General features: G+C 46.9%; 21 protein-coding genes. 10 read left to right on the top strand and 11 right to left on the bottom strand.

The window, feature by feature from the left end:
* The first annotated feature begins 40 nt into the window (after positions 1-40).
* The 4 genes from ACXAD8_RS00615 to ACXAD8_RS00630 all read left to right on the top strand — a co-directional run bounded on the left by ACXAD8_RS00615 (position 41) and on the right by ACXAD8_RS00630 (position 2,997).
* Positions 41-1,213, top strand: coding sequence for a benzoate/H(+) symporter BenE family transporter (locus ACXAD8_RS00615; protein ID WP_475232838.1), 1,173 nt, complete (start codon positions 41-43; stop codon positions 1,211-1,213).
* A 109-nt stretch (positions 1,214-1,322) separates the two neighbouring features.
* A complete protein-coding gene (locus tag ACXAD8_RS00620) occupies positions 1,323-1,844 on the top strand; it encodes a DUF2975 domain-containing protein (protein ID WP_475223960.1) in 522 nt (173 codons plus the stop codon).
* Between the two features lie 22 nt (positions 1,845-1,866).
* Positions 1,867-2,085, top strand: a complete 219-nt coding sequence (locus ACXAD8_RS00625; RefSeq protein ID WP_475223962.1) for a helix-turn-helix domain-containing protein — start codon at positions 1,867-1,869, stop codon at positions 2,083-2,085.
* Between the two features lie 525 nt (positions 2,086-2,610).
* Complete coding sequence (locus ACXAD8_RS00630; RefSeq protein ID WP_475223963.1) at positions 2,611-2,997, top strand: DoxX-like family protein; 387 nt, start codon at positions 2,611-2,613, stop codon at positions 2,995-2,997.
* Positions 2,998-3,048: 51 nt separating this feature from the next.
* Here the strand turns inward: ACXAD8_RS00630 and ACXAD8_RS00635 are convergent, their stop codons facing one another.
* The 11 genes from ACXAD8_RS00635 to ACXAD8_RS00685 form a co-directional block, all read right to left on the bottom strand.
* Positions 3,049-4,458: an alpha-amylase family protein gene (locus ACXAD8_RS00635; RefSeq protein ID WP_475223964.1), complete on the bottom strand. Its 1,410-nt coding sequence runs from the start codon at positions 4,456-4,458 to the stop codon at positions 3,049-3,051.
* Positions 4,459-4,873: 415 nt separating this feature from the next.
* Positions 4,874-5,056 carry a hypothetical protein gene (locus ACXAD8_RS00640; protein WP_475223965.1) on the bottom strand — a complete coding sequence of 61 codons (183 nt, stop codon included), beginning with the start codon at positions 5,054-5,056 and terminating at the stop codon, positions 4,874-4,876.
* Positions 5,057-5,256: 200 nt separating this feature from the next.
* Positions 5,257-5,793 carry a hypothetical protein gene (locus ACXAD8_RS00645; protein WP_475223967.1) on the bottom strand — a complete coding sequence of 179 codons (537 nt, stop codon included), beginning with the start codon at positions 5,791-5,793 and terminating at the stop codon, positions 5,257-5,259.
* Between the two features lie 288 nt (positions 5,794-6,081).
* On the bottom strand, positions 6,082-6,432 hold the full coding sequence (locus tag ACXAD8_RS00650) for a hypothetical protein (protein WP_475223968.1): 351 nt from the start codon (positions 6,430-6,432) through the stop codon (positions 6,082-6,084).
* Between the two features lie 45 nt (positions 6,433-6,477).
* Positions 6,478-6,954: a hypothetical protein gene (locus ACXAD8_RS00655; RefSeq protein WP_475223970.1), complete on the bottom strand. Its 477-nt coding sequence runs from the start codon at positions 6,952-6,954 to the stop codon at positions 6,478-6,480.
* A gap of 149 nt (positions 6,955-7,103) precedes the next feature.
* Complete coding sequence (locus tag ACXAD8_RS00660; RefSeq protein WP_475223972.1) at positions 7,104-8,396, bottom strand: sensor histidine kinase; 1,293 nt, start codon at positions 8,394-8,396, stop codon at positions 7,104-7,106.
* A gap of 30 nt (positions 8,397-8,426) precedes the next feature.
* A complete protein-coding gene (locus tag ACXAD8_RS00665) occupies positions 8,427-9,794 on the bottom strand; it encodes a sigma-54-dependent transcriptional regulator (RefSeq protein ID WP_475223974.1) in 1,368 nt (455 codons plus the stop codon).
* 68 nt (positions 9,795-9,862) lie between these two features.
* Positions 9,863-11,068: an ABC transporter permease gene (locus ACXAD8_RS00670; protein WP_475223976.1), complete on the bottom strand. Its 1,206-nt coding sequence runs from the start codon at positions 11,066-11,068 to the stop codon at positions 9,863-9,865.
* A 10-nt stretch (positions 11,069-11,078) separates the two neighbouring features.
* Complete coding sequence (locus tag ACXAD8_RS00675) at positions 11,079-12,395, bottom strand: ABC transporter permease (RefSeq protein WP_475223978.1); 1,317 nt, start codon at positions 12,393-12,395, stop codon at positions 11,079-11,081.
* Position 12,396: 1 nt separating this feature from the next.
* Complete coding sequence (locus tag ACXAD8_RS00680; protein WP_475223979.1) at positions 12,397-13,113, bottom strand: ABC transporter ATP-binding protein; 717 nt, start codon at positions 13,111-13,113, stop codon at positions 12,397-12,399.
* Positions 13,114-13,158: 45 nt separating this feature from the next.
* The gene (locus tag ACXAD8_RS00685; RefSeq protein ID WP_475223981.1) at positions 13,159-14,415 is read right to left on the bottom strand and encodes an efflux RND transporter periplasmic adaptor subunit; all 1,257 of its coding nucleotides are present in this window, start codon (positions 14,413-14,415) and stop codon (positions 13,159-13,161) included.
* A gap of 860 nt (positions 14,416-15,275) precedes the next feature.
* Between ACXAD8_RS00685 and ACXAD8_RS00690 the strand changes: the two genes are divergently transcribed.
* From ACXAD8_RS00690 to ACXAD8_RS00715, 6 genes are all read left to right on the top strand, one after another.
* Positions 15,276-16,274 (top strand): ion transporter, encoded by a 999-nt coding sequence (locus ACXAD8_RS00690; RefSeq protein WP_475223982.1) that lies wholly within the window; start codon positions 15,276-15,278, stop codon positions 16,272-16,274.
* A gap of 206 nt (positions 16,275-16,480) precedes the next feature.
* On the top strand, positions 16,481-17,929 hold the full coding sequence (locus tag ACXAD8_RS00695; RefSeq protein ID WP_475223983.1) for an NAD-dependent succinate-semialdehyde dehydrogenase: 1,449 nt from the start codon (positions 16,481-16,483) through the stop codon (positions 17,927-17,929).
* 17 nt (positions 17,930-17,946) lie between these two features.
* Positions 17,947-19,233, top strand: coding sequence for a 4-aminobutyrate--2-oxoglutarate transaminase (gene gabT, locus ACXAD8_RS00700; RefSeq protein ID WP_475232840.1), 1,287 nt, complete (start codon positions 17,947-17,949; stop codon positions 19,231-19,233).
* Positions 19,234-19,276: 43 nt separating this feature from the next.
* Positions 19,277-21,091 (top strand): MocR-like pyridoxine biosynthesis transcription factor PdxR, encoded by a 1,815-nt coding sequence (gene pdxR / locus ACXAD8_RS00705; RefSeq protein ID WP_475223984.1) that lies wholly within the window; start codon positions 19,277-19,279, stop codon positions 21,089-21,091.
* Positions 21,092-21,190: 99 nt separating this feature from the next.
* Positions 21,191-22,060: a carbon-nitrogen hydrolase family protein gene (locus ACXAD8_RS00710; RefSeq protein WP_475223986.1), complete on the top strand. Its 870-nt coding sequence runs from the start codon at positions 21,191-21,193 to the stop codon at positions 22,058-22,060.
* 106 nt (positions 22,061-22,166) lie between these two features.
* Positions 22,167-24,587, top strand: coding sequence for a TonB-dependent receptor (locus tag ACXAD8_RS00715; RefSeq protein ID WP_475223987.1), 2,421 nt, complete (start codon positions 22,167-22,169; stop codon positions 24,585-24,587).
* The last annotated feature ends 3 nt before the right edge of the window (positions 24,588-24,590 follow it).

Genomic DNA, 24,590 nt, shown 5'->3' on the forward strand with positions numbered 1-24,590 from the left:
ACATTAACCATTTCATTTCAACATAGCAGCTTGCTTAAACATCGAGGTTTTGATGAAAAACACAATCAGGATCAGTCACATCTCTGCTGGTTTTACCGCAGTTTTGGTGGGCTATACCAGCTCTATCGTGATTATTATTCAGGCTGCGACAGCGCTGGGCGCCAGCGCACAACAGACTGAGAGCTGGTTGTTGGCGTTAGGACTTGCCATGGGGTTAAGCTCCATCGGGTTGTCCTGGCACTATAAAACGCCTTTATTAACAGCCTGGTCGACGCCCGGTGCAGCCATGCTGGCAGGGGCGTCATTTAATTATGATATGGCGGTAATTCTGGGGGCCTTTGTGGTAACCGGAGCAATGTTGTTTATTACCGGATTAATCCGGCCATTGCGCAATGTATTGCAAAATGTCCCCTCAGCCATAGCTACTGCTATGCTGGCGGCGATTTTACTGCCGTTTTGTCTTAAGAGTTTTGCCGTGGCGCAAACTGATACCCTGAATTTTGCTTTGATGTTTGGCTGTTTTTTACTGGCAAATCGCTTTTTGCCACGATACGCGATGGCGGTTTTATTGTTGGTGGCATTGTTGATTTCATTGACTGAATTGGGGGGCTTCAGTTGGCACGGCTCTGTAACTCAATTGGCTCAGCCCATTTGGCTTGCACCATCGTTTGATTTGATGGCGGTCCTGAATTTGTCACTGCCACTTTATCTGGTCACTATGTTATCGCAAAATCTGCCGGGCATTGCCATGTTAAAAAGTTTCCAGTATCAGGCACCGGTTAAACCGGTTTTGCTAACTACCGGAATAACCAACATGCTCGCAGCACCATTCGGTGGTTTTAGCCTTAATCTGGCGGCGATATCGGCAGCCATCTGCATGACTCCTGATGTGGATGGCGATGCTAAACAGCGCTATAAGGCGGTGCTTTGGGCTGGATTGTTTTATCTGTTAGCTGGGATATTTGCCACGACAGTAGTTAATTTATTTTTGGCCATGCCAGAGCCTGTAATCGAAATGCTGGCGGGGTTTGCATTGTTAGGCACCTTGTTGATGTGTTTACAATCATGTTTTGCCGATGCCTCAGGTCGAGAGTCCGCCATACTGACCTTTTTAATCACCTTATCCGGAATTCAGTTGTTGGGATTAAATTCTATTTTATGGGGCTTAATTGTCGGTATTGTGCATCTAAAATTCATGAAGTCATCTAAATGAGGTTTTACATTTTAAGGTAGTGCAAAATGTGTCGACAGGCTGCTTATTGTAAAACAATAAGTTACTATGCCAATCCATTGCATAGAGCGAGCTAACTGTTGAGCATCTTATGACCAAAACCTTATCCAAATTGATATCCTGGGGCTGCCTGACTATGTTGCTGGTGACGCCGTTGAGCGCTGTTTATTACGCCTTTGACATTCAGGCGTTTGCGACTTTCTCACAGTCTATTCTGAATTTAGCCATCCAATGGCAAACAGTGACCGACGCTCAATGGTATGCATTGTGGGTGCTAACATTCGGTTACCTGGCTGTGGGCCTGACAGGGCTTTATTATTTGCGCAAAGCCTTTATAAACTTTGCCAAAGGTGAACTGTTCAATACGACCAATAGTCGTTACTTGCGTTTGTTTTCCTTATTTTTATTGCTGCAAGCGATATTAAAACCAGTTCATCTGGCGGCTGTCAGTGTGCTCTTGTCCTGGTATCATCCCTCTGGTCAAAAGATGTTTACCCTGGTACTGGGTAGCACCGAACTTAAAATGCTGGCGCTGGCGATTATCTTTTGGGTTCTCAGTGATCTGTTGGTAAAGGCCAGTGCGCTGGAAGCAGAAAACAAGCAATTTATTTAGCCCGGTGAGATAGAGAGTAGCTATGCCAATCGTGGTAAATCTGGATGATATCCTGGCAAAACGCAAAGTTCGCGGCAAAGAGCTGGCGGCCAAAGTGGGTATCACAGAGCAAAATTTATCTTTACTGCGCACTGGTAAAGTCAAAGGCATCCGTTTTGGCACCCTGGAGCAAATCTGCGCCACTCTGGATTGCCAGCCAGGCGATATTCTGGAATACGTTACTGATGAAAGCGAAAAATAAAAATGTCATTCCAGGGCTTTTTTGCCCTGGATTAATTTGCCTGAATCTAAATTTTTACCAGTTATATGACAGCAGACGTAGTGCGATGACTCAAATACAAGGCTTAAAGGGTTATCTTATAAAGTAACCGCCACAGTTGTGTCGAAGTCCGAAGAAATCAGGCTCCTTCGCGAGATAAGCCGAAATAGCAGATATAATCTGAAGATCGGCAACATGGATGTCTTTGTAGGTCTGACTTCAGTCAGACACCGTTGCCGGCATTTAACATCTTCGTTGGACTAAAGTCCAACCTACCTCATATCTACAAAGATTATGCGTTTGAGGCTTATGTTTCTCGCGGCAGGGGCAAATGGGGGTTGAAGGGGAGCTCCCCTTCGAAAAAGCAACATCAAAGCACTGTACTGTCAACCGACACTTTGGGCTGATGTGTCGATTACTGTCTGACTGGCCGAATTTTGCTTCAGCAAAATCGGCATTCACTAAGTCCATGTGAGCCCCAGTCAGGCCCACATAAAGGAAAAATAAATGTCATCAATGCAGATAGCGCGATTTATTGTAAGCTTTTCATGGGTATATCATGGCTTTTTTCCAAAACTCTTGCACATAGCACCACTGGAAAAGCTAATGACAGGCAGCTTTGGTTTTTCTGAGCAGGTTTCTTACAACATTACAAAATTTGCTGGAGTTGGCGAAGTCTTGTTTGGCATTTTGTTATTTATATTCTATCGCTCAATACCTGTTTTGCTTTTGAACATTGCCGTCCTAATAGGTTTACTATTCTTTGTAGCGTTTTTGCAGCCACAGCTGTTAATAGAAGCGTTTAATCCGGTTACTACGAATATAGCTATTATCGGTATAACTATGGTGATGCTTAATGAATTGAAATTGAGTAAGCAGTATAAAAATGAGTAACAAAAAAGCCCGAAATAACCGGGCTTCTGGAACTTTTCTTAAACAGAATCTTTATTCCATCAACCACATTCTGGCGCCGCGGGCAGGCAGGTAGAACTTATGCCATTGGCTGGTGATGTATTGCACATCGCTGCTTAAGGTGTCGCGATAGTTGCGATACCACCACAGGTTATCAGCCTGAGTATCTACCCAAACATCAATGCCATTACCGCACTTGTTGATACCGACTACGCCCTGATGATCGCGTTTAAACAGAATGTGGCAGTCGCTGTGGCTAATCACCTGCATACCAGAGCCTTGCACACTGTTGTGGAAATCAATCATGCCGGCTATGTCACCGCGTTTATACATATCCTGCCAGCGACCGTTGTCGCCTTTGTCTGCACTTTCATTGTGATCAGAATAAATCATGGGGACACCGCCGTTGCGTCCCAGAATATAAGCATTGGCCAGGAATTCGTCGGTGGGATCTAATATCTGGAAGCGGAAGCCGTCATTCAGCGGAATATCGTGGGTAACACTAAAGGTGACGGCTTGCGAACCTGGCAGTGCCTGCCCATAAGCGCCTGGGTCAACTAACTGGCTCATGGAACCACCAAAACCCAGAGCACTGCGCATTTGTGCAAATAGTGGGAAGTCGTAAGCCGCGTGCCCCGTGCCGCTCATATAAGGAACCAGAAAGTTATCGTAGTCTGAGTTACCTGCACCGCCAAAAGTGATCACTTCACCAAATACATGCACACCATTTTTAATGTTTTGGTCGAATATCGCGTTGATGTGATAGTTGGTCATGTGTTTAACCGCATCTACCCGAAAGCCAGTTACACCCATGTTTTTAAGGGTTTGCAGGTATTGTTTTTGTTGCGCCACAATCCAGTTATTTGGATCCAGGTCCGGTAAGCCGGTATCGCCGTTACCACCGCACAAGCGCCAGTATTGTACATGGCCCGGATTGTTCCAGTCGGTGATACAGCCTGGATCGTGGAAATCCCAGGGGGCGATCAGGTTGTCGGTAAGCTCACCAAATAGCTTGATAGAATTGTAGTAACTTGCGTTCTGTGCATATTCATCCAGTACCAGACTACCGGGGTAATTCAGGTCTGAGCGCAGCCAGGCTTCGTTAGCCATGTGGTTAAACACGATATCGGCATAGGTCTCAACGCCTACAGACTGCAGCGCCTGTATCATGGCCTGAAAGTCATTGGTGTCCCCCAAAGGGTTGTCGATAACACGGTAGTCTTGTGGCTGATATCTGCCCCACCATTCGTTACCACTGGATTTATAAGCCGGAGATACCAGTACTTTTTTATAGCCCAGATTGGCAATTTCCTGCGCCTTGGAGGCAACTTCTGAATATTCCCAGTTAAAGGCGTGCAGGATGACATCTGCCTGAGCAGCGGGTAAATAACATACGGCTGATATCACGATACCCGTGAGTAATTGTCTTAACTTTTTAATCATTTTCTAATCTCAACACTGTGATTGTTAATCGTAGTATCAAAAAAAGCGAAACCGCCGTGTGCACAAGGAAAGCGGGACGTCTAATTTTTTGTCCGGGTTTAGTCTGACTAACTCTGTACAATATTTGAACCGCATGCATACGTATTCATTACATAAAATTTACAAATGATTAACATTTCTGTGGAGTTAATTTAATAAAGCGGGAAGAATCGGCGCATCAGTACCAACAGCGTGAAATTCAAATGTCATTTGTGTGTGGGATTGAGATAGCAAAAAAGGAAAATCATTTGCACTGAAATGATTTTCCCCAGAGGTTATGGTATTAAATTGCTCGGGATAATCTTGCGATTCTGAGATCAAAAGCTTCTTTACGCACTTTATATTCTGGATCGTGGACCAGCTCACTTAACAGTGATTAGGCTAACGGCTCATTGTTGCCAAACTCTGAGACAAAGAAAATGGAAAATCTACGCACCCACCATTCGGAGTGATGTCTTGCCGCCCAGGCAAGCATTTCTACCGTTTCTTCACCCTGGCCCGGCATCCAGGCCAGTGTATATACCCAAATCACCTCAAGATACTGTTTCAGAGCTATCACAGCGCTTTCAGTACAAGGCGCATGTGAGAAGGAATGTCGGCTACCTTTCAAACACATGCAACACAGTAATGGAAGTGCTGTGTTGCTCCCGAAGGGCGTGGCCAAAAAACGTTTATACTGCACTAAAATGACTTGACGTGAGAGCAACCATGCCTACGTCATTTTTACTTGTCTAAACGTTTTTTATCTCACGCTGAAAGCTAGCATCTTGAGGTGATTTGGGTATTGGTGATCATATTGGGTGTTTGGTCTATTGCTGTGGCAATAAGCGCTTCGTACAAGGCGTTTTGAATGTGCGCTAAGTGTGGCTCAGCTTCTTTCCAAAACAGGGTTCTCTTTTCTGGAAAGCCGCTTTCTTCATCATGAGTATATTCACCATTGAAGGCCGCAAATGCCGTTGCTACCTTTACTCGCTGCCCATATTCTGGATGAGAAAATAGAGGTAAAATTAATTTACTGGATTCATTTTCAAAGAATACTCTGCGCATCAAGGCCATTTCGGCTTCAATATTTTGCGTGAGTTTATCGCTTTCCGATTCCTCAGCTCCCTTGGATTCAGAGTCTCGAGTGGTAAATTGCATATTTGCAGCATACTGTTCAACAAACGCAGGTGGCGGGGCGAAAACCACAGGTTGGGCATTTAAGCCCGCCAGAGCATGAGTCAGAAATCCGCCTACGACCAATGCGAAAACTGATGCAACAATGAGTAACTTTTTGAGTGTGGATTTGATGTTCATTTTATTGTTCCTGGTTATTAGACAATCAACACGCTCTTATAAAAGCCGAGGGGTAAATAAATTAAACTGAAATCGGGTGGTTGTTATAAAAATTGGGATAAGTGGCGAATTTTTGAAAAAGAGTAAAGCCTGACTTTCCAGTGAATATTATATTTTGGACTGATGTATAAGACTGCAAAGTTGCAATAAGTATTGGATAAACACTTTGCGTCGAGAATTGAGAATAATACTGTTTTGGAGATTTTGTTGAAGGCAAAACAACAGGGAACCAGGGATTAATTTCCCTGGCTATTCTGATTTTTTTGGGTATGAACCCGAAAACGGTGAGCTGTCACCCACTGAATTTTTTTCAAAGCTAATATTGCTGTACTTCCAGTTGAGAAACCCATAAAGAATTGCACCAATGAACCATACAATTACAGTAACTAAAATGTATATTGTTTGATTCTTGGCTTGTAACAGTAGTGAGTTATAGGTAGCAAAAAGAAAAATAGTAAGAGACAAGGCGCCCCATTTCAATACTCCCTCAACAAGTATAAAGCGAACTGCACCTTTGCATCGCATCTTCTCCCAGTATTTCTTATCTTTTTCTGTCCAATTCCTGGAATAAGAAAATAGGTACAACATTAAACTATTCATTTTGACCCCCCAATAATGGGTTGGATAAAACCAACCCAACTATTATTATTCCTTCTCAGTTACTATCCAGTCGGCACTTCCCGCAACGCCGGCTCCGACAGAATTTGCTCCCATGCTTATTGAGGCTGCACGGTAGCCGCTGCTCCACAAAGCACCAGCATACCCACCAAGAAATCCAGAAGCTGCGCCCATTACCCCTCCGAATAGTGCTCCGCGCCAGCCATTTGTCATTCCTCCGGATATAGCACCTGAAATACCACCAATAACAGCTCCAGAAGGACCAAAAGCCCCATTCACCATGTCCAGTTCTTCACTATTTAAAACTCTAATGTTCTTATCTTTCATTACAAAATTCCTTTTATTGAAAATAATATGCCTGCTTTTTGCAGGTGCCTTTATTATGCAAGGGCAGTATGAAAATGTAACCTGTACCAAAGTACAGGTTTTAGGTTGGATATTAGAAAAATAACCAGTAAAGAAACTACTGAGAAGTTTGGAACAAAGAATACAGAGTGAGAGCATGAATACTCTTACGCCCCTAATCTGCGGAAACTAAGTATCTTGATTCAAGAAAAAGATAAAACAGATTCTTTGATGGTTTTGGTTTGGTCTGACTATTTTCGAATTCCACTCAAAAAAGTTGGTAATTGTGCTGAGTAGCGAACAGAATTCTACATCCCCGGCAAGCTCACCCGCACGCACAATCCTCCTTCTGATCGGTTTTGCAGCGCAATATGACCGTGATGTGCTTCGGCGATTTCCCGGCAAAGGGCCAGACCTAAGCCACTGCCGCTGCTCTTTGTGGAGTAAAAGGGGATCAGGGCTTGAGAAAGTACCGACTCGGACATGCCTTTGCCTTTATCCAGCACTTCTATCACGATACGGTCCGGTTTTTTCTCAACTCGCAGGGTGATGTCATTGGCGTCAGAGCCGGATTCATGAGCGTTTTTCAACAGATTGATCAGCAGTTGTTCCAATTGGATTGGGTCAGCACTGAATTCCAGGTTTTGTGGATAGTCAGCGTTAAAAGACCATTGCTCGGCTAACTGTTCTGCCAGTTTTTTAAACCGAATAGTTTGCAATCTGGGCTCAGGGAGTTTGGCAAATTTGCCGTACCCCTGGACGAAAGTGACCAGGTGTTTGATGCGTTCTTCAATAGTGTTAAATACCCGGTTTAAGCGCTCATCTTGCACCTGCTCAGTGAGTAACTTTCCGCTGTTTAACATGGATGAAATGGGGCCAAGGGAGTTGTTAAGTTCATGGCTGATGATGCGTATTACCTTCTTCCAAACGGCCACTTCCTGGCGGCTCAGTTCACGCGTCATTTGCTTAAAAATATACAATTGATGCTGTTGGTTGTTCAGTAGGAACTGTCCGGTGGCTAAGTGCCAGGTTTGCTGCTCATCGGTGTCACTGGTGAGGCTAAACAAACCTTCCTGAGCCTGCTGAATAACGTTACTGACGCCGTCCGGAGCTTTACTGAGTAGCTCTTCCAACTGTAATCCTTCCAGTTTGGTATTAGTAATATGAAAAAAGTGTCGCGCTGCCCAGTTGCTGAATACCACTTGTTGACGATCATTTATCAGCAACAATACTTCAGGGGAGTTTTGCAATACCTTATCCAGCATCAATTCCCGTTGATAAATCCAGTGTTTTTCGGCGCGGAGTTTTTCTGCGGTTTGATTGTAAAGCCGACTCAGATGACCTAATTCGTCATCATCATTATAAGAAAGCAGCGATGCGTATTCGCCATCCAGAAAGTTGAGTAAGCCGGTTTCAAGTCCCGCCATGCCCAGATTGAAGCGGCGCAGAGCGTAACCGCTTAATTGCCAGCTAAAAGTTACCACCACGGCTAAAAGTAATAGTTTGCTAGCCACACTGGTCTGCATCAAATACAGGGTAGGGATGCAGGCAAACAGGGTGCAGCAGAGCACCACTTTTTGTAGTTTTAATTGTAGGTTCATGTGCGTTGAATCGAGTCCTGAGAAACGCCTTTAATAGTCTATGCCAAATTTTTGTAAACGGCGATACAGCGCCTGGCGGCTCATACCAAATTGCTTCGCCACTCTGGCAATGACCCCTTGATGGGCTTTCATGGCGTCCAGCAAATCCTGCTTTCCGGGTTCAGTTTGAGCCGGTGCAGTAACTATTGTGGCACTGGCTGTATTCATCTGTTCTACCGTTTGAGCAGGCTTTTTGGATAAGGCAAAGTCATGTGCTTCCAACACGCCATCGGGTTTCAATACCTCAACCCGCTTACAGGCGTTTTCCAGTTCCCTGACGTTTCCCGGCCAGTCGTATTCAGTGAGTTGCTTCTGGGCTGTTTTACTGATTTCCCGGCCCGGTAAAAAATGCTGTATGAGAGGCAAAATGTCATCGCGCCGTTCCGACAGGGGCGGCACATTTAACTCAATCACATTCAGGCGATAGTACAGATCTTCCCGGAATTCTCCATTAGCAATCATGCTCAACAGATCGGCATTGGTCGCTGAAATAACGCGTACTTTTACTTTTTTGGTGGCTACCGAACCCAGGCGTTCAAAGTCGCCGGTTTGCAGAACCCGGAGTAATTTAGTTTGTCCGTCTAATGGTAAATTGCCAATCTCATCCAAAAACAGGGTGCCGCCATCAGCTGCCTCAAAACGTCCGATGCGTGCTTTGTTGGCGCCAGTATAGGCACCGGCTTCTGCACCAAACAGCTCTGCTTCTATCAGTTCTTTGGGCAGTGCACCAGCATTGACTTTAATAAAGGGTTGCTGCTTTAACGGGGACTGAGATTGTATCAGCTCGGCAATTTTTTCTTTACCGGTACCATTGGGACCGGTGATTAACACCGACACATCAGACCGGGCCACTTGTATTGCCATATCCACTGTGCGTTGCATAGGCTCGCTGGCATAGATTAAGCCGATGTTCTGGGCTGCCTGAACGGCACTTTGTTGCGCTTGTTTGACTCTGTCCAGTTGCGCAGATTGTTCTCTGGCTTTACCTAATTCAATCAAATTGGCAATGCTGGTGAGTAACTTGCTGTCATCCCAGGGTTTGGCAATGTAATCCGCTGCCCCGGCTTTAACCAGTGCAATTGCTTGTTCCAGTTCTGTCCAGGCGGTGATAAGGATAATGGGCAAGTGCGCATTGAGTTCGCGCAACTGATAAAACAGGGTGACACCTTCTTCGCCAGAAGTGGTATCTGCGGAGAAATTCATATCCTGTATAACCAGAGTAATGCTTTGATAATCCACAGCCCGCAAGGCTTCAGCGGGGCTGGTGGCGGTAATTGGCTGGTAGCCATGCAGTTCCAGCATGAGAGACAAAGCATCGAGTACGGCAGGATTGTCGTCAACAATCAGTATTTTATCCATATTTCCTGTTGTTTTTTACTAGTTGTATCGCAGCGCCAGAGGCATCTGGCGCTGCTATGGGAGGCGGCTTAAATGCTACGAGTGGCGATGCTGGGTGAGATATTGGCAGCTCTTCTGGCAGGTACAATAACCGCTAAGAGACTGATCAGCAATACAAACAGTGCTGTGCCAACAACATAGGCGTAATCCAGCGCGGGCAGGGAATAGAGTTCCATTAACTGTTGGGCCACCAGAATGGCACCAATACAGCCTAATACTAATCCAGCCACGCAAACCATGGTGTTTTCCAGTAAGAAATAACGAATAATGTCAGACTTACGGGCACCGATGGCGCGACGTGTACCAATTTGTTTGGTGCGCTTGCTGATGTTAAACAGGGTTAAACCAAAGATACCTAATGCTGTCACAGAGATCAGAACCACAATCAGTACAACCAGCATTCTAAGCATTAATGTATCGGAGGCGTTGTATTCTGCTTTGGCTTCGTCCAGTCCTTGCAAAGAAGTGACTACACGCTGATTGTTTTCCTGTAACAGTAAGTCTTCTACCTGACGCATAATTGCGGCGCGCTCTCCAGCATGGGCGCGAACAATGAATTTTTGTCTTGCTGTGCCATTGATCAAGGGGAAGATGATAACCTTATCTGCTACTCTGCTATTGGGCCAGGGAGCGGTCATGTGCTCAACAATACCGATTATTTTGGCCGGTGCGTTGCGTACATAAAATACCTTGCCCAGGGCGTCTTCGTCCGGAAAAATTTCGTCAGCCCAGGCTTTACTGACAATTGCCACGGTAGGCAGTTTGTTATAATTTTGGGCATAAACCACGTCTTCTTCAGTAAAGTCTCTGCCAGCAATAATCTTCACGCCAAGTGTGTCGATCGCATTGTGATCTGACATGGTATAGGCGGCATTTGCAGAGCGACCTTCTTCTGGCGCAGGAACTACGCTAAAGCTGGAATTAGAGCCGCTACCGGATAATGGCACTGCGGTGAAGTTAGCGGCGTTGATAACCCCGGGAATATTGCGCAGCAGTGTTTCGTCCAGTTCAATCTGTTGATTGTAATCAGCGCCTTCTTCAAAGCTGGTAAGACGGAAGTAAAATAGTTCATCTTCCGGGTAACCTGTTTCTTTGTTCAGATAAGTCATCCGGTCGTAAATAATAAAAGCCGCATTGCTGACTATCGCGGTGGTAATAGCGATTTGAAACAGCAACATGAGTGCACCCGCTTTAGAGCGCAACAGGGCATTAAAAATAGGTTTTAATTCTGACATGTTAGCTCTCCTATTGAGTTTTCAGGTAAGTGGCAGGTGTGGTTCTGCATACTAACCAGGCTGGATATAATCCGGCGATGATGCAAGACGTGATGGCAATCGCCGGGGCTGCTAATAACATGCTGATATCCATGGTGGCGAGATCGGTGTAATAATCCTGAGTCAAACGCACTCCCCACAAGCCCAACTGTGATATGCCTATGCCAACTATGCCACCCATCAAACCCAACAAGGAGACTTCTACTAAGTGTTGATAGAATACTTGGGTTTTACTGGCACCCAGAGCACGACGTACCCCCACTTCCGGTGCGCGGCGCAGAAACTTGGCCAGTAGTAATCCTAGGATATTAGCCAGACACACTGCTAAAAACATAAAGCTCAAGCCCACCAGGATGCGGTTATCTTCAGAAACAACGCCACGGTAGTCCATAGTTTCCAGTACATCCCGAAGTGCGTATTCCAGCTTTTCACGGTCAAAACGACCAAACTTTTGTTGCTCCTGCATATAAGCCATCAGGTATTCACCGTACTCGCGTTTTTCCTGCTCACTATTGAGTTCCGCCCAAAACTGGATCCACAATTCTTCGGACTGCATTTTTTGCTGGAAAGTATTCACTTCTTCGCTTTTCCAGCCATTGGTGTTACCCCAGGTATCAATTTCAAAGGCGGCGATTAGCGAGAATGGTAAAAACAGTTGCTCTGCATCGTGGAATGCGCCGTTATTAACATCGTAAAATTTGATATTCAGCTTCCATTGTTTCATGACACCGGCCACAACGAAGCTGCGGTTATCCAGATAAATCATTCGTCCAACGGAGTTTTCTCCACCGAACAGGCGGTTGTTTATTTCTTCGTTTATCACCACCACCGGAGAGGCGTTTTCTTGTTGCTCCAGAGTCCAGGGGCCACCGTATACAAACGACAGGTTAAACATGTCGAAGAAGTCGCGATTGGTCATACGCGCGGTTTCAATAAAGGGTTTTACTTCAGGGCTGTTCATATGCACCGAAAAACCCGCTTTCATACTTGGGACTTTGCGTTCTGGAATTGGCGCATTACTCAATGCAATAGCGTCCTGAAATGTCAATTGGTAGGGCAAGCCGTCAGGAGAGCCTCGACGAGTTTGTTCGCCCTCCATGGTTTGTAACTGCAGGTGGAACAATTTATCACTTTTCTCCGGAATGGGATCCATCGACATCATGTGATATACCGACAGACTGGTCATGGTGATACCGATACCCACCGCAATTGCCAGTACCATCAGCAGGCTTACCACAGGAGTGCGCTTAAAGCTGCGCCAGCTTAAATCCAGATAATGTAAAAACATCTCAGGCTCCTGCTACTTTTTGCATGGGTTCAACACCGTTGCGTTGATACAAAGTAATGTCAGCCATCTGTCCATCAACGATTTGTACGTTGCGCGGCGCACGACGGGCTAGTTCAGGGTCGTGGGTAACCATAATGATGGTGGCTCCGTCGCGGTTGATTTGTTCCAGCAGCTCCATTACCTGGCGCGCCATCAGGCTGTCCAGGTTACCAGTAGGTTCGTCGGCCAGCAAAAAGCGTGGCTCACCCGCCAGGGCACGGGCGATCGCCACGCGTTGTTGCTGACCGCCGGATAACTGTTGCGGTAAATGTTTGGCTCGACTGGCCAGGCCTACCTGTTCCAGGCAGCTCTCAATTCGGCGTTTGCGCTCTGCAGACTTAATACCGCGATAGCGCAATGGTACTTCCACGTTTTCATAAAGGTTTAAATCGGGGATCAGGTTAAACCCCTGGAAGATGAAGCCAATTTTTTGGTTGCGTAAATCTGCACGGGCGTTATCTGACAGGCCCCCTACATCAACGCCATCAAGAGAATAGGTACCACCGGTAAAAGGCTCCAGCATGCCGGCGATATTCAAAAACGTGGTTTTACCTGAACCTGAAGGGCCGGTCACGGCAATGAATTCGCCTTCTTCTACTTCCAGGTTAAAGTCTTTTAAGGCATGAGTTTGTACCATTTCGGTTTGATACATTTTGCTGATGTTTTGCATACTTAACATGATTTGTTCCTTCTTTATTCTGTCGTTTTATTCAGTTGTTCGTTGTTAGCGCAGTAGCACGGAAGGTGCCTGGGCAAATTCTTCATAGTTAGAGATAATCAGTTGGTCGCCCGGTTGCACACCGCTGAGTATTTCAACTTCTCGCATACTGGTGGCTCCCAGTCGAATGTCGATGCGTCTGGCAATTTCGCCTTCCAGACGGTAAGCCACAAAGCCTCCGGCCTGAGTGAAGCTACCGCGACGCACCTTCAGCACATCCTGTTTCTGCTCCAGTAAAACCCGGGCGGATAATTGCTGGTTTTGACGTATACCCATACTGTTGTCGTGGCTGAATTTTACGCGAGCTGTTACTTCGCGGTTGGTAACTTCCGGAGAAATGGCTGACAAGGTACCAGTAACGGTTTTATTAGCTAATTTCAGCTCAACATCCATTCCTAAGCCCAAATCGTTGGCATAGCTTTCTGGAACGTTAATCTCTGCTTCATAAGCGCTGAGATCTACTAAGGTCATTAAGGTATCATTGGCAGCAACCAGCGTACGGTCCTGCACAAACAAGCTGCCTACCATGCCATTGACGGTGGCTTTGATGGTCAGGGCTTGCACCTGGCGTTCTAATTCAGATACCACCAGTTTTTGTCGTTCAATGGTGTTGCGTACGGATTCCAGTTCAAAGGCGAGGGTATCTTTCGCCAGTGCCACTTCTTGCTCTGCGTGTTTAAAGGTAACCTGAGCGCGCGCTAACTCATCTTTGGCTTTTTCTAAATCAATCTGGTTTATCAGGTGATCTTTGATAGATAACTGTGCCCGGCGGTGCTCGCGTTCTGCTGCCACCAAATCCAGTTTGGCCAAATCGGCTTGTTTGGAAATGGTCAGGGATTGGCGTCGGGTATCCAGTTCTTTACGCGCCAGTTCACCTTCCAGGCGGGCCAACTCTGAACGCTCCTGTTTTAACAGGTTATCCAGTTCTGGGCTGTCCACCGTGGCCACGATCTGACCTAAAGTGACATCTTCCCCAGCTTTGACTTGCAGATTAACAAAGCCTTTTTCTGGGCTGTAAAGCTGTGGCGCGTTGGCGGCTACCACTCGGCCCGTGGCAACGATATCCCGCATTAACTCGCCTTTTTGCACTGTGGCAATCTGTACTGTGGCGCGATCCACCGACAAGCTGGCATCGCTACTATTAATAAAAGCATTGGCGGATACAGCTCCGATAATCAATACCGCTGTTGCGATTACTAATTTAAGTTTGCTTTTACGAGGTGCGGCCATCACCACATCTTGTGCACCAGTATCTCTTATCATTGCTGACCCCTCTTTAATGCTGAATAGTCGTCATACAACGCGACGCAAAATGCAAAGGCCAGAATGGTGAGTGGCGTGGTAAAAAACTGTAATAGCAACATAGTGGCATTCCTTCGATGAATTTATGAAATAGATAGCCATTACTGTGCCAAAGTGTATCTTTTTGAAATTTATAGGAAATTTTATTTTTTGTGGATTTAAAAACTGTCCGCGGACAGAAAAAGTGTCCGCAGCGGACACTTTTTATCTTCGTGTTCCAGGCAGGGCGAGAGCATGAATGCTCATTTTGTGACCACAATGTTGGAAAGCTAAATATTTCTACTTTTAAATTGAGCTAAACTGATTCGTTTTTGGTTTCAGTAAGGTCAAAGCTTGCTCGACGTACTAAACTCTATGTCCCTTTACGCGCAATAAACTGCGACATCAGTTAAAACAACGATGAGCTGCAACAGGGAAGTTGCAGCAATCAATGCCCAGCACAGGGATGTGCTGTCATTGATGGTCGTCGTTGTTCTGATGGCGAAGTTTATGCTTTGCGCGTCAGGGGCTGCGGGGGATTCTTAAGGGGGGCGGTCCCCTTAAGGCGCTGTCGGCGCCCCGACAATGACTTCAATCAGAGGGTAGTGGTTGAATTAGACTGCGGCGACGAAAAAAGTTTACCTGACAGCAAACTCAACTAAGGGATCTGAAGGTTAGTTATAGTCCCTCCTCAATACTCCAGGGTAAAACAGCCCTGGTTAAAAAAGATTGTAGTTTAGGGTTAAATTGCCCTGGTGGTGTCTGCAATATGCACAGGACTTCCCTGAAAACAAACCAGGACCTTTCAAATTGCCAGAAAATTAATTAGGGTGGCGCTAATAATGATAAAAATCTCCCATGCCACGGGATCTGAGACAGCCATGACCCTTCGCCAAAAAGCCTACAATCTCCTGGAAAAAGACCTGAGTCGCTCCTTGTGGAACAAGATATTGGGCGGCTTTATTATTCTGTTAATCGTCAGCAATGTAATTGCCGTCATTCTGGAGTCCTGGCCACCGCTTGGTAAGCAATATGTACAGGCTTTTTACTTGTTTAACCTATTTTCTGTGATGGTTTTTACTGTCGAATACTTTGCCCGAATCTGGGTGTGTGTGGAAGCTCCGGATGCGGATACCTCAAAACCGGTTCGCAGTCGATTGCGCTATATGTTTAGCACAGTAGCACTGGTGGATTTTCTGGCTATCGCACCGTTTTATTTGGCATTCTTCGTTACTATCGATCTTCGTTACCTGCGTATGCTGCGCATGTTGCGTCTGCTCAAGCTTAGCCATTATTTCAAAGGTCTGGATTTATTTGCCAGCGTATTACGCAAGGAATTGCCAACCATTGGAGCTGCAGTGTTTACCGTGATGGTATTAGTTGTGTTGTCTGCCAGCGTTATGTATGGCATTGAACATGATGCACAGCCAGAGGTGTTCGGCAGTATTCCTGGTGCTATTTGGTGGGCGGTAGTGACCATGACCACTGTTGGCTATGGTGATGTGGTACCGGTAACCGTGCTGGGTAAGTTTATCGCCATGTTTATCATGTTGTTGGGCGTTGGCGTCGTTGCTCTGCCTGCTGCCATGCTGGCGGCAAAATTTGGTGATGAGTTGCGTTTGCGCAAACGGCGGCTTGAAGCCGAGGTGGAGCATGCTTTGCGAGATGGGGCTGTTAGTGCTCATGAGCGAGCTGATTTGCAAGAGTTGGCGCAACGACTTGATTTAGATGCTGCAGAATTGGAACAATTGATTAAAGACCGCGCTCAGTTGGCTCCTCGCAGCATAACCTGCCCCCATTGCGCCGGTAAAATAAAACTTAAATCTGCAGATTATGATTGAGCTTTTTAATTTGAGCATTCAAACCAGGGCCAATTTACCCTAATTTTTATCAGTAGATTTCCAGGGCAAAACAGCCCTGGTTTTATCGATATTATCCTAATTAAGTTTTATCGCATTAAAACATTACGTTTAAAGTTTTGTATTTTACCCTTTCTATTATCCCGCTTTAATTCACCTAATCGCAATGACATGACAGGTGAAACACAATGCGTTTGCATGATGATGCATTACTCAAACACTTTTCTTATATCAATGGTAGCTGGCACAGCAGCAATACTCAGATCCCGGTAACCAACCCTGCTTCCGGTGAAATAATCGCTCGGGTACACAACGCGGATGTGGAACAAACTGGATTGGCGGTTAAAAGTGCCAAAGCAGCCTTTGCTGACTGGTCAAAAAACTCTGCCAATGAGCGTGCTGCTTTGATGCAAAAATGGTACAGCCTGATGATGCAACATCAGCAAGACTTAGCGCAGATCCTGACTGCTGAGCAGGGCAAACCACTTGCAGAAGCTCGCGGTGAAATCGCTTACGGCGCTGCATTTATTCAGTGGTTTGCTGAAGAAGCTAAACGAGTTTATGGCGATACTATTCCGGCGCCTTCTGGTGATAAACGCATCCTGGTAATTAAACAACCTGTGGGTGTGGTGGCAGCTATTACTCCCTGGAATTTCCCCAATGCCATGATAGCGCGTAAAGCTGCGGCCGCATTGGCGGCAGGCTGTACCTTTGTAGTGCGTCCGGCGACGCAAACCCCGCTTTCCGCTTTAGCTATGGCGGAACTGGCCGAGCGAGCGGGTATTCCGGCAGGTGTGTTTAATGTGGTAGTGGGCGATGACGCCAGAGGCATGGGCAAAGTGCTCACCCAGCACCCTGATGTGGCCAAGTTTACTTTTACCGGCTCTACGCAAGTGGGCCGTCAATTGATATCCCAATGTGCTGAAGGCATTAAAAAGGTTTCCATGGAACTGGGTGGCAATGCGCCTTTTATTGTTTTTGATGATGCTGATATTGACGCTGCGGTTCAGGGGGCACTGGACTCCAAATATCGCAATGCCGGTCAAACCTGCGTCTGTACTAATCGTATTTTTGTGCACAACAAGATACTCGAGGCTTTTACTGAAAAGTTTGTAAAGGCGGTTAAATCCCTCAAGGTTGGGGATGGCATGTCAGAAGGCACGCAAATTGGTCCCATGATTTCCTCGCAGGCCGCAGAGCAGGTGCAGGATTTAGTTAACCAATCTGTGGCACAGGGGGCAAAAATCGTTGCCGGTGGTACAACGCCACAGCGTAATTTTTATCAGCCTACCGTTCTAACTCAGGTGACCAATGACATGCCGATTGCCTGTAACGAAATATTCGGCCCGGTATCGCCCATTATCGCCTTTGAAGAGGAAGCCGAAGTCATCGCCATGGCAAATGATACCGAGTATGGCCTGGCGGCTTATTTTTATGCCCGCGACATCGGTCGTATCTGGCGTGTCGCAGAAGGGTTGGAATTTGGCATGGTGGGTATAAACGAAGGACTCATCTCCAATGCTGCGGCGCCTTTTGGTGGCGTAAAACAGTCAGGCAATGGGCGTGAAGGCTCCCGCTATGGCCTGGATGATTATCTGGAAATTAAGTATCTGTGTCTGGGAGGAATCAACGCATGAACCCAATTAATGAAATCGTGACAAATCAATCATTACAGCAACGCAAAAGCAAGGTATTCGCCCGTGGTCAGGGCAACGTTTATCCGGTGTATGTTGAACGTGCAAAAAATGCCGAAGTCTGGGATGTAGAAGGTAATCGCTATATTGATTTTGCTACCGGCATTGCAGTGTGTAACACCGGGCATAGTCATCCTGATGTGGTGGCAGCGGTAAAGGCACAAAGCGAAAAGTTTAGTCATACCTGTATTATGGTTAATCCTTATCAGGTGGGTGTTGAGCTGGCTGAAAAGCTGGTGGAAATTGCTCCTGGCGATTCTGAGAAAAAAACCATTTTTGTCTCTACCGGCGCGGAAGCTGTGGAAAACTGTATCAAGATAGCTCGGGCTCACACAGGCCGCAGAGGAGTGATTGCCTTTAACGGTGGTTTTCACGGCCGAACTAATCTGGCGATGGCACTGACCGGAAAAATCACGCCTTATAAAAACCTGTTTGGTCCCTACATGGCGGAAGTGTTTCACGCGCCTTTCCCCTGTGAATTACACGGTGTCAGCACAGAGCAGGCGATGAAAGCGCTGCGCACCCTGTTTAAGGTGGATATTGCCCCGCAAGATGTAGCAGCCATTATCGTTGAGCCAGTGCAAGGCGAGGGGGGCTTTTACGCTGCACCGCCCGCTTTTTTACAGGCGCTGCGTAAATTATGTGATGAAGAAGGTATTGTGCTGATAGCCGATGAAATTCAGTCCGGTTTTGGCCGTACCGGCACTATGTTTAGCATTGAAAAAGCTGAAGTTGAACCGGATTTGATCACCATGGCGAAAGGTATCGCCGGTGGTTTCCCACTGGCGGCAGTGGTGGGTAAAAGTGAGATTATGAATGCGCCATTGCCCGGTGGATTAGGGGGCACCTATGGTGGTTCACCTGTCGGCTGTGCGGCGGCTTTGGCGGTATTGGATGTGATTGCCAAAGAAAATCTGATTGCCAAAGCAAATCACATTGGTGAGACTTTTTCCTCACGCCTTAAGTTACTACAGAATGAATTTCCGGCATTGATCTCCGATGTTCGGCATCAGGGAGCCATGATTGCCATGGAGCTTTGTCTTGAAGGGGATGCTGAAAAACCCAATGTGGCATTGACCCAGGCTTTAATTGCCCGTGCAGCGCAACAAGGATTGATATTGTTGGCGTGTGGATTTTATGGCAATGTTATTCGGTTTTTGCCTGCCCTGACCATCTCAGATGAGGTGTTACAGGAAGGACTGGATACCTTTGAAAGTCTGTTCTGCAGGTTGGCAAAGGAAATTTAAAGCAACCTGGTGCTCACTGATTGGGGGGAGATAACATTACACAATGATCAGTCGCTTGATTCATATCGACCCCACTAGTGATGAAAGTCTGCAAAGTCAGATCCGGCAAAAGCTGGTGGAAGGGATCCTGGTAGGATCCTTTCGTCCCGGTGCTAAATTACCCTCCAGCCGCAAACTGGCGGAACAGCTGGGGGTGTCCCGCAATACTGTGGTTTTGGTATACCAAACCCTGATGGAAGAGGGCTATATTGTCACCCGCGACCGCAGCGGTATTTTTGTCAGCGAAGATATTGCCAGGCGCAGCGCTCTGGCGAAGCCTCCGCCTTTATTTAACCATCAGTCTCGTGATAACGCACACCGGTTTAAAGGCGCTATTGCCAGTACCACTTCTGTATCCAGCCCGCAAAACTGGCAAAGTTATAGTTATCCTTTTATCGATGGCAAGTACGACTCATCGCTATATCCGGTCAAAGAATGGCGGGAAGCCAACAGTAAAGCCAATGCAACCCGAGAAATTGTGCAGTGGTCAAAGTTACAGGGCTTTGAAGATGATCCTATGTTGCTGGATGAGATCCGTAGCAAAATTCTTCCTCGCCGTGGTATTCAGGCGGAGCGGGAAGAAATACTGATCACCACAGGTGCACAGCAGGCGCTGCATCTGGTCACTGAACTGTTTGTGGATAAGAGTGTCAGGGTGGCCGTTGAAGAGCCTGGTTACCCCAAAATGCGGGAGTTATTGCAAAAAAATCAGGCAACACTGGTTTATCAGCCGTTAGACGAAAACGGTATGATCATAGACGACAGACTCAATCAATGTGACATCTTATACACCACACCCAGTCATCAAACGCCCACCAGTGTCACCATGTCGATGGACCGTCGGGATACCCTATTAAATAAGGCGACGGAGCAGGATTTGCTGATCATCGAAGATGACTTTGAATTTGAAAGTAATTTTCTCGGGCAACCCCATCCGGCATTGCGCAGTCTGGACCGTGACAACCGGGTGGTTTATGTTTCTTGTTTGTCTAAGGTATTAGTTTCCGCTTCGCAAATTGGCTTTATTGTGGCGGACTCCGGCGTGATTGCTGAACTTAAAAAGCTACGGCGTCTGTTTACCCGAAACCCGCCGTTATCCAGTCAGCGCACCGTCGCCTATTTTTTGGCTTTAGGTCATTACGATGCCTATATGATGCAGTTACACAAACTGTTTTTTGAGCGCTGGCTGACGCTGCGAGAAGCTCTGAACATTTATCTGCCTAACTGTGTTAATACCGGTCCCACCCAAGGCGGAACTGCCTGGTGGATCACTGGCCCGGAAACCCTGGATGGCGAGCATTTGCGGCAAAAAGCAGCGGAAGAAGGCATACTCATTGAGCCGGTTAAACGCTATTTTGCGCAACAACAGGCTCCCGAAAATTGTTTTCGCATGGGCATTACCAGTATTGAAAACAATAAGATCCGCGCCGGTGTGGAAAAGCTGGCAGATCTGATCCACCAACTCACCGCTAAACACGAAGAAAAACTCAGTAATGCCAAAGGCAAACTGTTGGACGAGGCGGCATTGCACAAGGTGCTACCCGGCGTGCAATTGGAATGTGAAATGGTGTATGGCGTGCTATGTGAAATTGAGCTCTGGCCCGATGGCACTATGACCGGTCGTACCGGCGGATTGGATCCGGAGGTGGATTCAGGTATCTGGTGGATAGAAAACGGCATGTATTTTCGTCGTTGGGAATTGTGGAGCTATGGCGAAACCAAAGGCTATTACGTCATCCTGGATGGTGACGAGATGAAGTGGTTCGATCAGCATTACTGTTTTGTCAGACAGTTACAGGTAAAAGGTTATCCCAGCTAACTGGCACCATACTTTGAATGTAACTGGTACTATTGTTTTCGTCAGGAAGCCCCTAAAGTGGACCTATAGTCTTGATGAAAACCACTCTGAGAAGAACCTATGACTCATTTTTCTGTTGCAGGATTGCAACTGGCTCTATCCAACGGCGATAACCTGGCACACATTGAACAGCAGGTCGCACAAACTAAAAAACGCTTTCCCTGGCTGGATATGATGGTGTTACCTGAGTTGGCGGCCTATGGCACCGACACGGCTAATGCGGAATCCTTACCCGGCAATACCGAAGCGAAATTGTGCCAACTGGCCCAGGAGCATGATGTATGGCTGGTGGCCGGTTCTTTGTTTGAGCAAGTTGAACAACAGGTTTACAACACCTGCTCGGTGATTAATCGAGAAGGTGAGGTTGTAGCTCGCTATCGCAAAATTTTTCCATTTCATCCGTATGAAAAAGGCGTTAGTTGCGGCCAGGATTTTGTGGTGGTGGACGTTCCGAATGGACGCATTGGCATCGCCATTTGTTACGACCTGTGGTTTCCCGAAGTGTCCAGAACCCTGGCGAGTATGGGCGCAGAATGCCTGATTTACCCCACCTTAACTGGCACTATCGACAGACACCTGGAAGTGGCTATGAGCCAAACCACTGCGGTGCAACAACAAAGTTATGTGCTGTCGGTAAATTGTGCTGGCGAGCTGGGCAATGGCCGTTCTGTTGCGGTGGGGCCAGATGGCGATATTCTGCATCAGGCGGGGGAGAATCCGGAAGTAATACCCATCGAAATTGATTTTGAACGGGTTAGACGCAATCGCGAGCGCGGCGTTTTAGGCTTGGGGCAACCGCTGAAAAGCTTTCGTGACAATCCGGTTTGTTTCGCTGCATATCAAGCCGATAAGGGCGCTTTACCGGGATTGAATGCGCTGGGTGAACTACAGATGCCCGGCGAGAAACAGAACTCAGTTGAGAAAAAATAACACCTTACTGGACCAATTTGTCATCGCAAACTGGTACTAGTGAGATTTTTAACTCTGTTCTAGGCTGCGAGTGACTGTACAAAAATAACACCAATGGGATAACACTATGAAAACCGTCACATTCAAAAAATCACTACTGACCAGCGCAGTTTCCTCTGCACTTCTGCTGGCTGGTGCACCCGGAGCCATAGCTCAGGAAGCCGAGGCTGAAAAAGGAAAGCTTGAAGTTATCGAAGTGACAGCTAACCGTCGTGCGCAATCAATTCAGGATATTCCTTATAATATTTCTGCGGTATCCGGCGAAGAACTGGCCAATGCACAAATTGTCGATGCCTCTGAGATGATGCGCGGTGTGGCGGGGATCACTGTTGTCGATCGCGGTTATCGCAACTCGGGTACGGTGAACGGTGTGATAATCCGCGGTGTAAACGTGGATAATGGCGCTAACGGTGATGTGCCACTATCTGCAGTACCAACCGTGGCCACCTACGTAAATGAAACCCCCTTATACGCCAACTTTATTCTCAAAGATGTGGAGCAGGTGGAAGTGTTGCGCGGTCCGCAAGGCACTCTGTATGGTTCAGGAGCTTTGGCTGGTACGGTGAAATACCGCATGAATAAACCGGATACTTCCGAGTTTTCTGGTTCGGTTGGCTTAAATTACGGTCAGACCGACGGTTCAGATGGCCATAACTTTGGCGCAGATGTGTTAGTGAACATTCCGGTTAATGACAAATTTGCCATCAGAGCCAACATAGGAAAAATAGATAATGACGGCATTGTGGACTACACCACACTGTATCAACTGGACCAAAACAATTATGCACCGGCAGCGCAAAATGGCGATATTGCCGCGGGTGGTCCAATTTTCACCAGCAAGAAAGATGCTGATACCGTAGATATCGACTACGGTCGTATCTCCGCGTTACTAGAGTTAAGCGACAATGCCACTTTGTTAGTATCGCATCAGTTCCAGGAAGATAAGATCGGCGGGCGTCGACAGGTAACACGTGGTACCCACTGGACCACGGGCACTGAACAGGCCTATGGTGAATATGAAAATGGCGCGGTGCAATTAGAACCGTCAGAGCGAGATGTATCTTTATCAGCATTGGAGCTGGAATGGAATCTGGGTTTCGCAACCCTGACTTCCAGTGTGTCCCGTTATGATCACACCGGAGAAGCTGTCAGTGATAACACCGGTTTTTACGCCAAAAATGCCTGGTTTACTGGCTTGTACTACGGCTCTCCCAGACCGATGGCTCAGGCTGTGCGTGGTTACGATGAAGAAGCGACTGTAATGGAAGTACGTCTGGTGTCAAACGAACGCGTCAATAATATGGACTGGGTAGTCGGCGTTTATCGCATGGATCAGGATGCGGTGGTTTACCAAGACAGCTACATGCCTGGCTATCAGGAGTGGGCAGGTGCAGCGTTTAGCTGGTGGGAAACTATGGGCGATTTTGGCATGGTTTACACCGACAACGATTTTCATTATGTGCGCAATGTGGAGTTTGAAGATACGGCCTTTTTTGGGGAGCTAACCTATCACTTTTCTGACGAGTTCCGCATGGTGGGTGGCTTACGCCACTTTAAAACAGAAACCCAAAATGACACAGAGCTGTCCTTACCTATCTGGCCGTTTCTTGGCGGCGAACCCAGCTTTTCGGATGATGAGAATGGCACCCTGTTCAAGGTCAACGCATCCTATGATTTGAGTCAGGACACCATGTTGTATGCCACCATTTCAGAAGGCTTCAGACGCGGTGGTGCCAATGCTGTGCCTTTATCTGGTAGCCTGGAAGAACGTCCCGAATGGCAAAGCTACGATTCTGACAGTACCACCAACTATGAAATCGGTCTGAAGGGTACGTTACTGGACAACCAACACAGTTATACCTTGTCAGCGTTTTTAATGGATTGGCAGGATCCGCAATTAAACACCGCTTCTTACTGGGGCTTCTTTACGGTGGCTAATGGTGAATCAGCGGAAACCCGAGGACTGGAATTAGAATTACAAGGCTATCTGAGCCCAGAGTGGCACTATGTGCTGGGTTATGCCTATGTAAAAGGTGAGTTAACCGACGATTTTTATGCGCCTTCAGGTATCGCCAGTGCGTCGCCCACCTATCTGGTGGCAGCGGATGGCGCTGAGTTACCGTTGACGCCGGAACATACCTTAAGTTTTGCTATTGATCACACTTACACCTTAGACAACGGCATGTATTTAGTGTCTCGGGCCAATATGTATTATCAGTCAGACTCTGTTAACTGGTTAGGAGATAGTGAGAAACATCAGGCGGACATTGATGGCTTTGCGCTATTTAACGCCAGTATGAGCTTGATGGCAGATGACTGGAGTGTGTCTTTGTACGTGAAGAATATCACTAATGAAGAAGGTGTGACTGGTTTAATTACGGAGTCTCATATGGGCACTGAGCCTTCCGAGAATTTCCTGGCAAATTCGTCCAAAGACTATATTAGTTTGCCGCGAACTATCGGTTTAAGTGCCAACTATCGTTTTTAATAG

This window comes from Planctobacterium sp. AWH2_060, from assembly GCF_056158425.1.